The 14,607-nt window shown below is 41.3% G+C and carries 13 protein-coding genes; 2 read left to right on the top strand and 11 right to left on the bottom strand.

All coding sequences use genetic code 11. The features are described from left to right. Positions 1-108: 108 nt before the first annotated feature. The 4 genes from BUB05_RS11260 to BUB05_RS11275 all read right to left on the bottom strand — a co-directional run bounded on the left by BUB05_RS11260 (position 109) and on the right by BUB05_RS11275 (position 4,015). Complete coding sequence (locus BUB05_RS11260; RefSeq protein ID WP_073049716.1) at positions 109-1,449, bottom strand: MATE family efflux transporter; 1,341 nt, start codon at positions 1,447-1,449, stop codon at positions 109-111. 205 nt (positions 1,450-1,654) lie between these two features. After that, positions 1,655-1,852 carry a 50S ribosomal protein L31 gene (gene rpmE / locus BUB05_RS11265; RefSeq protein ID WP_073049717.1) on the bottom strand — a complete coding sequence of 66 codons (198 nt, stop codon included), beginning with the start codon at positions 1,850-1,852 and terminating at the stop codon, positions 1,655-1,657. A gap of 112 nt (positions 1,853-1,964) precedes the next feature. Further along, positions 1,965-3,305, bottom strand: coding sequence for a transcription termination factor Rho (gene rho, locus BUB05_RS11270; protein WP_073049718.1), 1,341 nt, complete (start codon positions 3,303-3,305; stop codon positions 1,965-1,967). 350 nt (positions 3,306-3,655) lie between these two features. Continuing rightward, positions 3,656-4,015: a DUF7670 domain-containing protein gene (locus BUB05_RS11275; protein WP_073049719.1), complete on the bottom strand. Its 360-nt coding sequence runs from the start codon at positions 4,013-4,015 to the stop codon at positions 3,656-3,658. A gap of 433 nt (positions 4,016-4,448) precedes the next feature. Between BUB05_RS11275 and BUB05_RS11280 the strand changes: the two genes are divergently transcribed. Next, complete coding sequence (locus tag BUB05_RS11280; RefSeq protein WP_073049720.1) at positions 4,449-5,312, top strand: radical SAM protein; 864 nt, start codon at positions 4,449-4,451, stop codon at positions 5,310-5,312. 190 nt (positions 5,313-5,502) lie between these two features. Here BUB05_RS11280 and BUB05_RS11285 read toward each other — a convergent pair whose 3' ends face one another. The 5 genes from BUB05_RS11285 to BUB05_RS11300 form a co-directional block, all read right to left on the bottom strand. Continuing rightward, on the bottom strand, positions 5,503-6,012 hold the full coding sequence (locus BUB05_RS11285; protein WP_073049721.1) for a ferritin: 510 nt from the start codon (positions 6,010-6,012) through the stop codon (positions 5,503-5,505). Positions 6,013-6,193: 181 nt separating this feature from the next. Beyond that, positions 6,194-7,009: a carbon-nitrogen hydrolase family protein gene (locus BUB05_RS11290; RefSeq protein WP_342747102.1), complete on the bottom strand. Its 816-nt coding sequence runs from the start codon at positions 7,007-7,009 to the stop codon at positions 6,194-6,196. Next, complete coding sequence (abc-f, locus tag BUB05_RS11295; protein WP_073049723.1) at positions 6,999-8,927, bottom strand: ribosomal protection-like ABC-F family protein; 1,929 nt, start codon at positions 8,925-8,927, stop codon at positions 6,999-7,001. Before abc-f ends, BUB05_RS11290 begins: the two co-directional genes overlap by 11 nt. Positions 8,928-9,166: 239 nt before the next feature. Next, the gene (locus BUB05_RS18560) at positions 9,167-9,277 is read right to left on the bottom strand and encodes a MetS family NSS transporter small subunit (RefSeq protein ID WP_139257999.1); all 111 of its coding nucleotides are present in this window, start codon (positions 9,275-9,277) and stop codon (positions 9,167-9,169) included. 2 nt (positions 9,278-9,279) lie between these two features. After that, positions 9,280-10,794: a sodium-dependent transporter gene (locus BUB05_RS11300; protein ID WP_073049724.1), complete on the bottom strand. Its 1,515-nt coding sequence runs from the start codon at positions 10,792-10,794 to the stop codon at positions 9,280-9,282. Between the two features lie 289 nt (positions 10,795-11,083). Here BUB05_RS11300 and kce point away from each other — a divergent pair, with 289 nt between their 5' ends. Further along, entirely contained in the window at positions 11,084-11,914 is an 831-nt protein-coding gene (kce, locus tag BUB05_RS11305) for a 3-keto-5-aminohexanoate cleavage enzyme (RefSeq protein ID WP_073049725.1), read from the top strand. Between the two features lie 80 nt (positions 11,915-11,994). Here the strand turns inward: kce and BUB05_RS11310 are convergent, their stop codons facing one another. Together BUB05_RS11310 and BUB05_RS11315 are read right to left on the bottom strand one after the other, a co-directional pair. Then, positions 11,995-13,980, bottom strand: coding sequence for a GTP-binding protein (locus BUB05_RS11310; RefSeq protein WP_139258001.1), 1,986 nt, complete (start codon positions 13,978-13,980; stop codon positions 11,995-11,997). A 219-nt stretch (positions 13,981-14,199) separates the two neighbouring features. Then, positions 14,200-14,607 (bottom strand): IS200/IS605 family accessory protein TnpB-related protein (locus BUB05_RS11315; RefSeq protein WP_139258003.1); only part of this gene is annotated, 408 nt, incomplete at its 5' end.

Genomic DNA, 14,607 nt, shown 5'->3' on the forward strand with positions numbered 1-14,607 from the left:
GTACGAAAAAATACAAAAAAATACCGAAAAATACCGAACTGATAAAAAAGTCAAATAAAGCATAATATTTTATGCAGAATATTTATACAAAACATATGAATTATGCAACTATTCCATCCTTTTTGTTCTTATTGCCTTTTTTGTGAATACATACGAAAAGCTGCCGCTTATCATGTAGGATATGAGAAGGGCAATAAAAATCCCCTTTATCCCAATGAGATTCGACATGATTATTGCCAGCGGTATGCATATTGCAAACATCTGGACGGAGGAAAAAAGCGCAGCATAAAGAGGCTTGTTAACAGCATTTAGAATCGATGCATTGTTGAGAAGCATCCCTTGGAATCCGTATCCTATGGGAAGAATTGTGAGGTATAGTACTGTGACTTTGTTCACTTCACTACTGTCATTGAAAAGAGGCGCAATATCGTCTGCAAGAATCATCATCGTCGCAAAAATAAAAATGCCGTACTTGAACATGGTCCTTCTTACATAGTTCATTCCTTCGATTATCCTATATTCTTTTCTTGCACCATAATTCTGGCCTGCAAAAGGCACCATGACATTGGCCATGGCATTGACAAAGGCCAGGAGAAAGTATTCTATTTTTGTTCCCACTCCATATCCCGCTACAGCCTCGTAGCCGTATGCAGATATGAGCCTTGTTATTATTCCCGCACTTACGGGCGTTATGATTCTCACTATGGCGGCAGGCACACCGACATAGAGTATATTCTTCCATGAATCAAAGACGTCATTCAATTCCCTGATTCTGAATTTCACAACCTTGTCCCTGAACATGAGGATGTACAATGACACTATAAAAGTAATTATCCTTCCAAGTACCGTTGCAAGTGCTGCTCCCCTTATTCCAAGTTCAGGAAATGGACCGATGCCGAATATGAAGAGAGGATCCATTATTATATTGGCAGTAGCCGCTACGGCCATTATGATCGAAGGTGTCTTCGTATCTCCAAGTGACCTTATTATATAGTTTCCCACCATGGGCACCACTACGAAGGGCATGCCAAGATACCATATGGACATATACTCCCTTATATATCCCAGTACATCATTTCCTGCCCCAAGGGCTGTAAACACCTCGTCTATGGTTTTAAGGCCAAGTACAGTCACTATAATGACAAAGCATACGGACAGAAAAATTCCATCTGTAGCCGTTTTCATGACCTTCTTATGATCTCCGCTCCCTGCTGCCCGCGACACTATGGATGCCGTTCCAATGCCCATTCCAAGAGCAACACTGCCTATTATCAAAACTACTGGAAAGGTGAAGGATATGGCCGCCAGCTGATCCGTGCCCAGCCTACCTATGAAATATGTATCCGTCAGGTTAAATATAACCATGCTTAACATTCCGAATATCATGGGAATGGTGAGCCTGATGATTGTTTTGTCAACACTGTGGTCCGTTAAATTGTTTTTCACCATGCCTAAATTTCACCCCACCCGCTCAATCATTTCACTTTAATGAATCAATCCGTATTATTATTATAATACTAATCAAGTTGACTGTCCACCAGATAAGCTGTTTCCAGACCGTACACACCTTTCTCTTCATTTGATTCCGACAGGAATTTTGACAAAAAAAATACGGCCATCAAGGCCGTATTTTGATTTGCAGCTTAAGTTTGACTTATCTGTTGTATTTCTTCTTGAATTTATCAACACGTCCACCTTTGTCGATAAATTTCTGCTTTCCAGTAAAGAAAGGATGACATTCGGAACAAATTTCCACTCTGATTTCATCATCTACAGAACCAGCTTCAAAAGTGTTGCCGCAAGCACAGTGTACTTTTACTACTTTGTAATCAGGTTGTATATCTTTTTTCATGCTTTTTCACCTCTTTCCAAATATGCTTATATCTAAAATGATACATTAATCTCGTTTTTTTACACCATAAAATTATAGCATAGGTAGTATATCAAATCAATATCTTTTTTGATTAATTTTTATTTCTGTCCAAATTCATTATCTTCTGTGCATTGTCAATGAATTCCCTATTGTTCCTTGTAGTCATTAAACCGCTCAGGAATTTTTCAGTAACATAATCTGTAGGGTAACTGCTCAAAGCTTTTCTCAAATACCACACGGTTTGAAGTTCATGCTGGTCCAGAAGCAGATCTTCTCTCCTCGTACTTGACTTGTTGATGTCAAGGGCAGGGAATACTCTCTTTTCAGACAATTTCCTGTCAAGATGTATCTCCATGTTTCCTGTTCCCTTGAATTCCTCGAAGATTACATCATCCATTCTGCTTCCCGTCTCAATAAGGGCAGTGGCAAGTATGGTAAGGCTTCCTCCGTCTTCTATGTTCCTTGCTGCACCGAAGAATCTCTTAGGACTGTGAAGGGCTCCTGGATCAAGTCCTCCCGACAATGTTCTTCCCGTTGGAGGAATGGTAAGATTGTATGCCCTTGCAAGTCTTGTAATACTGTCAAGGAGTATTACCACATCCTTGCCGTGCTCAACAAGACGCTTGGCCCTTTCAAGAACCATTTCGGCAACTTTGATATGGTGCCTTGGAAGCTCGTCAAAGGTTGAATAAACAACATCTCCCTTTACAGACCTCTGCATGTCAGTTACCTCTTCAGGTCTTTCATCTATGAGGAGAATAATCATCTCGAGGTCGGGATGGTTTTCGGCTATTGCATTTGCAACATTTTTCATAAGGGTCGTCTTTCCTGCCTTCGGCGGAGCCACTATCATTCCCCTCTGCCCCCTTCCGATCGGAGCCACTATGTCTATTATTCTCATTGACAGCTGCATCTGGTTTGTTTCAAGCTTTATTCTATCTTCCGGATAGATAGGTATCAACTTGTCAAAGTCCGGTCTTTTAACTGCAGATTCGGGATTGAGGTCGTTTATCTTCTTTACATAAAGAAGAGCCTTGTATTTTTCTCCCTGTTTGGCAGGTCTTGTAATTCCGCTTACCTTGTCTCCGGTCTTCATCCTGAATCTTCTTATCTGGGACGGTGAAACATATACATCTTCTTCGCTGGAAAGGTAATTGTGCCTTCTCAGGAATCCGTAACCGTCCGTATGAAGTTCAAGTATCCCGGTAGCTTCAAGAATCTCCTCGCTTTTATCCACTTCATCGTTGAGTCTGTCGGGAAGATTGCTCTTGTACTTCTCCTTCTCATCCTGGATTTTGATTTTTTCAAGATTTTTCTTGATTTCTTCAATCAGTTCGCTTTTCTTGTACTTGGATATGTTGTGTATTCCCTTTTCTTTGGCAAGTTCCTTCAGGTCTACCAGCTTCATATCCTTCAATTCATTTATATTCACAGTTTCCTCCTGCACAAAAAATCCAATGGCATTTTATCAAATCCATCATTGTCACTATTTCATTAATTATTGATGATTATTCGGATCGCAAGAATTATTCCACCTTAGGAAAGTCAAAAATACATAACCCCTTTAGTGTTATGCGTCAAAAGAAACTTTCCTCCGCATTTAAATAACCGCTTACGCAGTTACCGCAGCACATCTGCTTCCTTATTAGATATGTTTTAATAAGATTTTGGGAAAAATCACCGATAGGTAAATGACAAGCAAATTAATATGTTAATAATATCACTAGAATGGCTCTACGTCAACATTTTGATTACAAATTAAGATGCGGCATTGAATCCGCATCAATAGTATTTGCTTTTTTTTCTGAATGAAACCATTATCATCACACCCAATATAATAAAAGGAACTCCAAATATAAGAGCTGCATCAATATATTCAGCTCCTCCACCCAATATCATGTATAAGGCATTGAACAATCCCCCTACCATGATTATGAAACCTCCAAGCTTCACATTCTTGAAAGAAACAAACAGTCCTATGAACATCACCAGAAAAGAAGCAATCATTATCATAAGCTTGACGGGCATTCCTGTCAAACTGAAGCCTTCTTCCCCTATTGATTCAAATACGAAAAATGACATGAAGAATCCAAAAAGCAGAATAAACAGTATCCTTCCTAATATTCCCATTAATTTTTTCAAAATATCTCCTCCTGCCATGAATTTTCAACTATAAACAGCCGACGATTATATTATTATACTACTTTTTGCCTTTCAAAGCATCAAAAATTGTCCATAAATATGTTGAATGTCATCAAAAGCCCAAGATTCAGCAAATAGTTAAAAATTTCGGTTGATTCACCAATACATTCTTTTTCGATAGTACTCGCAAAAAATATACCATAATAAATGCAAAAACTATTGCAATTAGTTGCTTTCAGGTGTATTATATATATAATATTTCACAAGAAAGCAGCTTTGCTGCGTTAAATGCGAATGCATTTATTAAGTCGCGAAAGAAAGTTTCCTTAAACGCATAATACCAACGCTTCAAGGGATTATGCATTTTATACTTTCTAAAGCTGAAAGAAAGCAGCTATCACAGAAGATATAAAAATAGAAAAGAGGTAAAATTATGTACAGCAGTCCGGTTTACAGACCACCAAGCGAGGCAAGAAGTCTGATAATACAGATAACAGAGGGATGTTCCCACAATGATTGCACATTCTGCGGAATGTACAAGGGAAAGCAATTCAGAATAAGAAACGACGAAGAAGTAATGGCTCACATTGAATACATTAAAAGATATGACCCGAATCCAAGAAAGATATTCATAGCGGACGGAGATTTCCTATGTCTGGCAACTGACAAGATACTCCACTATCTCGAAATAGTAAAGTCAAACTTTCCAAATGCCGAAAGAATTTCATGCTATTCCGGCCCGAAGGACCTGTTGAGAAAAACTCCTGAGGATTTGAAAATCATAAGGGAAGCAGGTCTTGCCATGCTCTACATGGGTGTTGAATCAGGAAATGACGAAATCCTTAGAAGAATCAAGAAGGGTGTCAACGGGAACCAGATGATCGAAGCCGGCAGAAAGGCTATCGATGCAGGCTTCACATTCTCCTGTATGATAATATCGGGAATCGGAAGCAACGAACTTTCAAAAGAGCACGCTCTTGATTCCGCCAGGGTTATTTCAGCAATAAATCCCAACTATTTTGCCTTGCTGACACTTAATATTGATGAAGGCACCGAACTTGCCGCCGATGTGAGAAGCGGAAAATTCAAGCTTATGACTCCAGATGAAATCATGGATGAAACTTATCTGATGCTTGAAAGCATGGACCTTGAAGACTGTATTTTCAGAAGCAATCATGTATCAAACTATGTGAATCTGAGCGGTGTACTCAACAAGGACAAGGAAAGTATGCTTGAGGATATCAGGAATGCAATGAAGGCTAAGAATTATACGCCTGAACATTTCAGGAGGCTGTAGCCGCTAGCAAGGTACAACAATTTCAATATCTATAAATGTGATTGTTGATACCTATTAGTCGAGACCTCACTTAAATATATTATTCTTTTTGTTATAATCAAAGGCAACTGCCACTCAAACAAATTCATGTTCAGGCATATATTAGACAAAAAAGGAGACCGCGAGGTCTCCTTGATTTTTTTCATCGTTATTATTCAGCTGCGGGCTCTGTGAATACTCTTCCGCCAAGATCTGCGTCCATCTGGTACAGGGCGTTTGGATTGTCGCCTATTCTTTTAAGCTTTGCAACCTTTGTTTTCATTGAATCTTCTTCTTCAACCTGCTCGTCTATGAACCATTTGAGCATTGACTGAGTTGCATATTCCTTTTCTTCCATTGCTATGTCCATGAGGTGATATATTCTGCTTGTCACGAATTTCTCATGCTCAAGGGCTTTTTCGAAAATATCAAGAGGAGATGAAAAGTCTTTACCTACAAGATCAAGGGATGTCAATTCTACGTCTCCACCCATCTCGTATACAAAACCGTAAAACTTGTCTGCATGGAATCTCTCTTCCTGTGCTTGAACCTTGAAGAAGTTTGCAAAACCCGGAAGATCGTTTGAATCGAAGTATGTCTGCATTGCATGATAGTAATGAGCCGATTCAAGTTCGTATTTGATTTGAAGATTTAGTTCGTCCAGTAAATTCTTTGATAACATAGTATCCTCCTTTTATTATCCTAATGCAGCATCCAGCATCTTCATGACGTCTGTAGCTGCAATATTGGCATTGTTTATTGCTGAATCCACAACAATAATGAAAGTATAATTATATAATAATGACTTTTCACATGTTTGTCAATAGCTTTTGTAATTATTTCAACTTTGTAATCATTTCAATTTATGATTTGTAGATTTCAGGTCTCCTATGTTTAAGAAGCGGAAGCTGGTTCCTTATTTTTGTATTCAATTCCGTATCTATCTCCGTAAGCATGACTGCCTCCTCTCCTTCCATTCTGCCAAGGATTTCACCCCATGGTGACACTACCATGGAATTTCCGTATGATACGTAGAAATTGTCCACATCCCGCGCAGGCGCTGTCCCAACGGTAAACACCTGGTTGTCCACCGCCCTTGTCCTGAAGAGAATCTCCCAGTGGGCAGGTCCTGTTGTCATATTGAAGGCTCCTGGTACGATTATGATTCCGGCACCCTCGTTTACCATCATCCTTGAAAATTCCGGGAATCTTATATCATAGCATATCATCACACCTATCTTGCCGAATTCCGTATCGACAACGGTAGGTCCGTTTCCCGGAGTCAGGGTGTCGGATTCTCTGAAGGACTGCCCTCCCTTTACGTCTATATCGAAAAGATGGGTCTTCCTGTGTCTGCCGAGTTCATTTCCCTTCCTGTCGAAAATGAAGCATGTATTAAAAACTCTGGATTCCTCATCCTTTTCAGGAATGGATCCTCCAAATATGTATACCCCTTTTCCTGCAGCTTTATTCTTAAGGAAGGTATAGGTTTTTCCTCCCGGCAGTTCAGCATATTCCGGAAAGCATGACGCCTTGTAGGGACAGTTGAACATTTCAGGGAGAACAATTATGTCCGCGCCCCTCTCTGCAGCCTCGTCTATGAACTCTCCCGCCCTCTTTATGTTTTCATCCTTGTCCTCTCTTATGTGCATTTGTATCTGAGCAATTTTAACCTTCATCGACATTCTCCTTTTCTTTTTCTATTTCAATTGTTATTTCTTCGAGTTCCATATATTTCTCAAAGCACTTATCTTCAAGCTCCTCTTTTTCAAGGTGAAGTTTTTCAAGGATGCTGTAGTCTGTTGGATTTTCATCCATTTCCTTGTCGAGTGACTCTATCCCTTCCTCAATTCCGGAGATTTCCCCTTCAATTGCAGCCTTTTTCTTCTCCAGGGATTTCAAGGTCTTCCTGCTCCTGTCCTTCCAGTCCTTTCCAGCGGATGCTTTTGATTTTTTCCTTTCAATAAGCTCGGCTTCCTTCTCCACTTCCCTTTCCTTCATCGTTCTGAAATATTCATAGTCTCCGTTATATATTCTCAGTCTTTTGTTTCTCAATTCTCCCACCCTTGTTGCAAGTTTGTTGATAAAATATCTGTCGTGGGAAACAAATATGATAGTCCCTTCAAAATCCATAAGGGTGTCTTCGAGTATCTCTCTGGAATCTATGTCAAGATGATTCGTAGGCTCGTCAAGAAACAGGAGGTTCGCCTTTTCATGCAATATGCAGCTTAGCTTCAGCCTGCTCTTTTCCCCGCCGGAAAGCATTGATATCTTTCTGAAAACATCCTCTCCATAGAATAGTATCTTTGCAAGTTCCTTCCTGGATTCGGAAACCGTAAGTCCAAGATTGGTTGTAAAGTAGTCAAGTACGGATAAGTCAGAATCTTCGAATTCTATCTTCTGCGGGAGGTATCCTGCCTTTACCCTTGATCCGAGAGATGTTTCCCCTTCATCGGCCTCAACCTCTCCCATCAATATACGCAGAAGGGTCGTCTTGCCTGTACCGTTGTCTCCCAAAAGGGCCAGACTGTCTCCGAAATATGCCTCAAATCCCGCTTCAGAGAAAAGCTTCACTCCATTGTATGATTTTGCCAGACTGTCGGCTTCCACTGCTATCTTGCCTGTCCTGCCACCCTTGAGTCCCCCCAGGTTTATCTTTTTCTTGTCTAAAACGGGTCTGTCCAGCATGTCCATTTTTTCAAGGCGCTTTTCAAGCTCCTTGGCCTTTTTGTACATCTTTTCACTGTCACGCATTTCTCCCCATACCCGGAATCTGTGTATCTGCTCCTCCATCCTCTTTATCTTCTTCTGCTGGTTGTTGTACCATTTAAGGGCTTCGTAGAACCGTCTTTCCTTTTCAACGACATAGTATGAATAGTTGCCGCAATAGACGTCGGATCCATCCCTTCTCATTTCTATTATCTTGCTCACCGTATTGTCTAGAAAATACCTGTCGTGGGATATCAACAACGCAGCTCCACGATAGTCCCTCAAGTATCCTTCAAGCCATTCAACAGACTTCAAGTCCAGATGGTTTGTAGGCTCGTCAAGAAGTAGGATGTCGGGCTCCATCAAGAGCATCCTCCCAAGCATGACTCTAGTCTGCTCCCCTCCGCTCAGGTGGTTGAAGTTCCTGACAAGAAGGCTTCCTATGTCCATCCCTTCTATTATTCGGCTGGATTTTTCCTCAAGATCGTAACCTCCAAGGCTCTCGTATTCCATCTGAAGCCTGCCGTATTCCTCTATAACCGCATCCTGGTTTTCAGAAGAAGAACCCATCCTGTTTTCACAATCAGTCATCCTTTCCCTTAGAGCATTAATTTCCTTGAATGCTTCCGCAAGGACATCTTCAGCCTTGACCTCTTCTCCATAGAGTGGAATCTGCTCCAGATAGCCCACTGCAGCTTCCTTTCTCTTGAATACCTCTCCTTCACTGTTTTCAATGCCTATTATTATTTTAAAAAGAGTTGTTTTACCCGTACCGTTCTTTCCCACCAGCCCGATTTTTTCTCCGGATTTTATATCGAATTCAATATTTTCAAAAATCAGGTCGGCTCCAAAGGATTTCTTCAGCCTCTTCACTGCCATTTCTATCATAATAAATACCTCTGTCTCAATTTTTCAGCATATAATATTTTATCACAAGAAAGCAGCTTTGATGCGTTAAATGTGCAAACATTTATTAAGCCGTAAAGGAAAGTTCCATTGAAAGCATAAAACCAACGTTTCAAGGGTTTATGCATATTCAACTTTCCTGAGCTGCAAGAAAGCAGCTATACAAAGAAAATCCAAGGTGTAAAACCTTGGATTCCCGTATTATTCTTAATTTTATCTATTCACTTTGTTTCTTTTTTTCCTGCCTTGTTTGCTATTGAAAAGCACACACCAAGGCCTCCATATAGAAATACCGCTCCGAATATCAGCATAATTACAGCACCAGTATTCATAATCAAGCCTCCTCTGAATTTTCTTTAGCATTTTTTGTTTTGAAAAATACAAATATCACACTTGCAAGAAGTGTAACGAGAAGCATAATCAATCCTCCAAGAATCAGTGCACTTGTAGGATAGCTTGCATAGTAGTTTGTCTTGTTCACCAAATCCATAATTTCAGTATAGGCTGTCATCACAAGGACTATTCCAAGGATAACGGGTGATGCTATTCCAAGAAGTATTGTATACCATTTGCCAAGTTTTATGTCGCTGACTTCATTGATGTATTCCCGTACGTTATTAACTTTCATTAGCCTTGCAATCACAAGGATCTCTATGAATCCTACTACAAGTATACCGAAATTGTTGATATATCTGTCTACGATGTCAAGCCAGTAGAGACCTCCCTTTGTCGCATAGACAAGACTCACTACAAATCCAATGAGTATTACGCCTACTGTTGTCTTCTTCCTGTTGAAATCGAACTTGTCGGAAATCGCAGTAGACGTTCCTTCAACAAGCGAGAATGCCGAATCTATTCCCAGAGTCAGAAGGGCAATAAAAAAGCCAAGAGCAAAGATTGTCTGTCCTATTGCACCAAAAGGAAGCAGACTGATTGCTTCAGGATAAACAACAAACGCCAGGCCAACACCTGCAGTTGAAACTTCTGCTACGGTAGAGCCTGTAGATGCGGCCATGTATCCAAGTGTGGAAAATATTGCAAATCCTGCCAGAAATGACACTCCACTGTTTGCCAGAGCAGTCATGAATGCATTGTTTGTAATATCCGATTTCTTGTCAAGGTAGCTGGAATAGGCTATCATTACACCGAATCCTACACTCAGGGAGAAGAATATCTGTCCAAAAGCTGCTGTCCAAACCTTGAAATCCGTTAATTTTGAAAAATCCGGAGTAAGATAGTAGTTTATTCCATCCATAGCTCCTTCCAGTGTCATTCCGCTTACAGCCAGGATGAAAAGAAGCAGTACGGGAAGACCCACTGTCCATTTGACAACCTTGCCCACAGTATGGACACCATCCTTGATGGTCAGGTAAATTGATATCCATGTCAGCACCAGACCGATAAGTACAGGAATACTGAAGCCTCCAAGCTCCCACGGACCATCTGTCAGCTTGAGTATGCTTCCAAAAAAGAATCCACCTGAATCTCCCTCCCAGGCTATGCTGAAGGAATACCACAGATAGTCGAATACCCATGCCATGATCACGGAATAATATGTGACTATGACAAAACTGATGAATGTAGCAAACCAACCAAGAATTTCACCCGCTTTTCCAAAATTCGCCAGTGATGTAGGCGCCCCACCCTGAAATTTATGTCCAATTACAAATTCAAGTATGAGTACGGGTATACCTGCAGTTATAAGCGCTACAAAATACGGAATAAGAAAAGCACCGCCACCGTTGGTGGCACATACATATGGGAAACACCATGCATTTCCGAGCCCAGCAGCCGAACCTACAGCCGCCAACACAAAAACCAATCTGTTGTTCCATCTGTCTCTACTCATTAATGTCCCTCCTATTAATTTATTTTAAAGAGAATCATCTCTTCATGGTCAAAATCAAGGAGAATCTTTGAGTTACTATTTCTAAATCCTTTTTCATTATAACACATTTCCATAAAAATTTCATGTATTCCCGGAATAATATTGGGTTATTTCCTAAATCGAATGATCAGCTCCACTCCGCTGCACTTCGCATATTTCCCTTTACTATTGCGGTCAAATATAATAAGATAATATATGATTAAAGTTTGAGGCACTTTAATCAGGCAAAAAATTTAATTAGGAGGTCAATATGGAGAAATTGATCATTACAGCTGCACTTACTGGTGCAGAGGTAACAAGAGAGCAGCAGCCTAATCTTCCACTAACACCGGATGAGATAGCAGAAGCTGCCTATGAATGCTACAAGGCCGGCGCATCAATTGTGCACGTGCACGCAAGAGACGAGGAAGGAAATCCAACTCAGAGCTACGATGTCTACAAGGAAATCAAAGAAAAGATTGCAGAGAAATGCAACGTGATTTTCCAGCCATCTACAGGAGGAGCCGTATGGCACTCGGCTGAGGAAAGGATGCAGCCCATAGAGCTTAGTCCCGAAATGGCGACACTGAGCACCGGAACCACAAACTTCGGTCCTGACGTGTTCATGAACACTGAGGAATACATCCTCAAGTTTGCAAACAGAATGAAAGAGCTTGGCGTGAAGCCTGAGATCGAATGTTTCGAGAGAGGCATGATTAACAATGCAGTCAAGCTGGCCAAGAAGGGAATACTCAATACTCCAATGCATTTCGATTTCGTTCTTGGAGTACCGGGTGCATGTCCCGGAGAGCCAAGGGACCTTATCTACTTTGCAGACAGCATCCCAGCTGGATCCACTTGGACAGTAGCCGGAATAGGTAGATACGAGATGCCACTTGCAGCCCAGGCAATAACAATGGGTGGTCATGTAAGGGTAGGATTCGAGGACAATGTGTACATCGAAAAGGGTGTACTGGCAGAATCAAACGCCCAGCTTGTGGAAAAAGTGGCAAGGATGGCAAAGGAACTGGGAAGACAAGTAGCAACTCCCGATGAGGCAAGGGAAATACTCGGTCTCAAGATTAAGGAACTCAATAAATAGAACAAAAATATAAACAAGGCAGTGACTTTGAATCCCGTTCAAAATCACTGCCTTTTGAATTTATTTTCCTTCAGAAGGCGTCAATCTCTCCTTCCTTTACGCATAAATGTCTTTCCCTTGGAACAATACACCGAATACGATGTGTAGTCAAGATCACTGTCCTTGTCGTATTCGTACCTTGAAATGACTTCCTCCCGGTTGTGGCATCTGTCGTATCCCTTGAAAACCATGGATAAGATCCCCTTTCCACCGGTAAGGGAAGCAAGTTCAGCAGGATAGTTCATTGAAGTTGATACGGGCACCATGCCCGACACTATCGAATTCATCTCGTCTGACACCGGTGGTTCAACAATTCCCTTCATGTTCATCATGTCGCTCATTACCCTGCCTGCCAGCTCCTGACTGACTTTGACGGTGAAATCATAGTAGGGTTCAAGAAGAACCGACTCTGACTGCTCGATGCCGTGTCTTATGGCCCTGAAGGTTGCCTGCCTGAAATCACCGCCGCTTGTATGCTTTTCATGGGCTTTTCCATTTACCAGGGTGATATTGAGATCAGTAAGCCTTGACCCGGTTAGAATTCCTCTCCTGCACCCATCTTCAATGTTCTTTTCAATATTTCGCTGCCATTTTAAATCAAGTGTGTCCAGACTGCATTCACTGGAGAACAGGATTCCTTCACCTCTTTTCCCGGGTGCTATCCTGAGTTCCACCTCGGCATAATGCTTATAGGGCTCGAAGTGACCAAACCCTAGAACCTCTTCAGCAATGGTTTCACGATAAACCACTTCCGGCTTGCCAAACTCCACATCTATGTCGAATCTTTCCTTGACTGCATGCTGAAGCACTTCTAACTGTATGATGCCCATTACATTAATATGCAGTTCACCAAGTTCTTCCATCCAGACAGCATCTATAAGCGGATCTTCTTCCGTCAGTATGTTGAATATTTCAACAATCCTGCTGTGATTTATGCTGTCATTGTATATGACCTTAGACTTAAGGGCCGGGAGGAGGGACAGGCTGCCGAAGTCGTCTTCCTTACCCAGGCCTTCGCCTACATAGGATCTGTTAAGCCCCGATACCATACCAGTTTCCCCTGCTTCCAAGACGTCCTTATGAACTGACTTCTTACCTATGACTGTCCTAATTGAATTGACCTTCTCTTCTAGCATATCCAGGTTCTTATGTGGTATTGTATCCTTCACCGTAAGCCTGCCCGAAAGGACCTTCACAAAGACTTCCTTGTTGCCGGTCCTGTCGTACCGTATCTTGTATACCGTTCCGGCAAAATCGGAATCACTGCAGTAACTTGTTGCAAGAAGATCTTCAAGCACTGAAAGAAGGATATCCACTCCTGAATTCCTGAGGCCGGAACCGCAGAGGCATGGAAACAAATCACCACGGTTGAACATGGACTTCAGGGTTTCAATGGATTGGGAATATTCCATAGTTTCTCCATTGATATACTTCTCCATCATTTCATCATCACGGTCAGCCAGAAATTCCACAATACTTTCGGATACAGTCTCTCCATCAAGGAGGTTTTCGATATCCCTGATGTCATTGCTGCCTGCCGGTTCTGAAACCACGCAAATATCCTCGGTGAAGTTTTTCCTGATTTCCTTTACGACATTGTTGAAATCAGCTCCTTCCCTGTCCATCTTGTTTATGAAAAAAACCGTTGGCACACCGTACTTTCTAAGGGTCTGCCATACCGTATGAGTGTGCCCCTCTATTCCCTCGACTGCGGACAGTATGATTACGGCACAGTCGAGAATCCTCACTGTCCTTTCCATCTCCGATGAAAAGTCGACATGTCCCGGCGTGTCTACAAAGTGAAATTTGGAATCATTGTATTCCACCGTGATCTGGTCAGAATAAACGGTAATTCCACGCTTCTTTTCTATTTCATGATAGTCCATGACAGTGTTTCCGGAATCAACCCTTCCAGCTGCCATTATTGAATTGGTATGCAATAGCAACTGCTCAACAAGCGTTGTCTTTCCTGCATCAACATGTGCAACCATTCCTATTGTCTTGTTCATTTTCACTGTATTTCCCACTATTTCTTATCTACTCTCCTGTTATTTTTACAAGCATCCTCATCATTTTATGTTTTGTTAATTAACGTCACAATGTATCAGTTATGATTATACCCCAGCAAAGTGAACTACTCGGCAATGAATTACCGAACATCTAAGGGCATGCACCCAAAGAATTTGTTTATGTGTCGCTTGCGCTACCACAAAGGCCGGTTCCTACGACCAATACCGCTAGTTTCCTTACACGGTTACATTTATTGGACTACATAGATTCCCATAATCTATGTGGTCTTTATTCTTTTTATTCAAATACAATCTGAGAATGTTATATGCACCTACACAATCGGCATTATAGATATTACTTCCATCCACATATAGCCCCCTGTATTTACGGTTGGTCTTGAATGCATACTTCTTAGATATATCCTTACTGTTGGGAGAACACTTACTGGAATAGTATTCCTTTTGCTTTACCATTTCAATACCATACAACCTTAGTTTATAGTCCAATAAAGAATAGACAATCCTGTAGGGTAGTGAATGCAGCTGTTGATTGTTTCTGCCAATATTCTTGTTTTCCCGAATACCTCTAATATCACCAACAACAACTGTGTTGATGTCGTTTTCATGGCAGTAATCAGCGATATA

The organism is Dethiosulfatibacter aminovorans DSM 17477, assembly GCF_900142005.1.
Classification (GTDB): domain Bacteria; phylum Bacillota; class Clostridia; order Tissierellales; family Dethiosulfatibacteraceae; genus Dethiosulfatibacter; species Dethiosulfatibacter aminovorans.

Excerpts from the sequence above, each read along its gene's own strand:
- BUB05_RS11260 (WP_073049716.1), bottom strand. The coding sequence starts at position 1,449 with ATGGTGAAAAACAATTTAACGGACCACAGTGTTGACAAAACAATCATC.
- rpmE (WP_073049717.1), bottom strand. The coding sequence starts at position 1,852 with ATGAAAAAAGATATACAACCTGATTACAAAGTAGTAAAAGTACACTGT.
- BUB05_RS11280 (WP_073049720.1), top strand. The coding sequence starts at position 4,449 with ATGTACAGCAGTCCGGTTTACAGACCACCAAGCGAGGCAAGAAGTCTG.
- BUB05_RS11285 (WP_073049721.1), bottom strand. The coding sequence starts at position 6,012 with ATGTTATCAAAGAATTTACTGGACGAACTAAATCTTCAAATCAAATAC.
- BUB05_RS11290 (WP_342747102.1), bottom strand. The coding sequence starts at position 7,009 with ATGAAGGTTAAAATTGCTCAGATACAAATGCACATAAGAGAGGACAAG.
- abc-f (WP_073049723.1), bottom strand. The coding sequence starts at position 8,927 with ATGATAGAAATGGCAGTGAAGAGGCTGAAGAAATCCTTTGGAGCCGAC.
- BUB05_RS18560 (WP_139257999.1), bottom strand. The coding sequence starts at position 9,277 with ATGAATACTGGTGCTGTAATTATGCTGATATTCGGAGCGGTATTTCTA.
- BUB05_RS11300 (WP_073049724.1), bottom strand. The coding sequence starts at position 10,794 with ATGAGTAGAGACAGATGGAACAACAGATTGGTTTTTGTGTTGGCGGCT.
- kce (WP_073049725.1), top strand. The coding sequence starts at position 11,084 with ATGGAGAAATTGATCATTACAGCTGCACTTACTGGTGCAGAGGTAACA.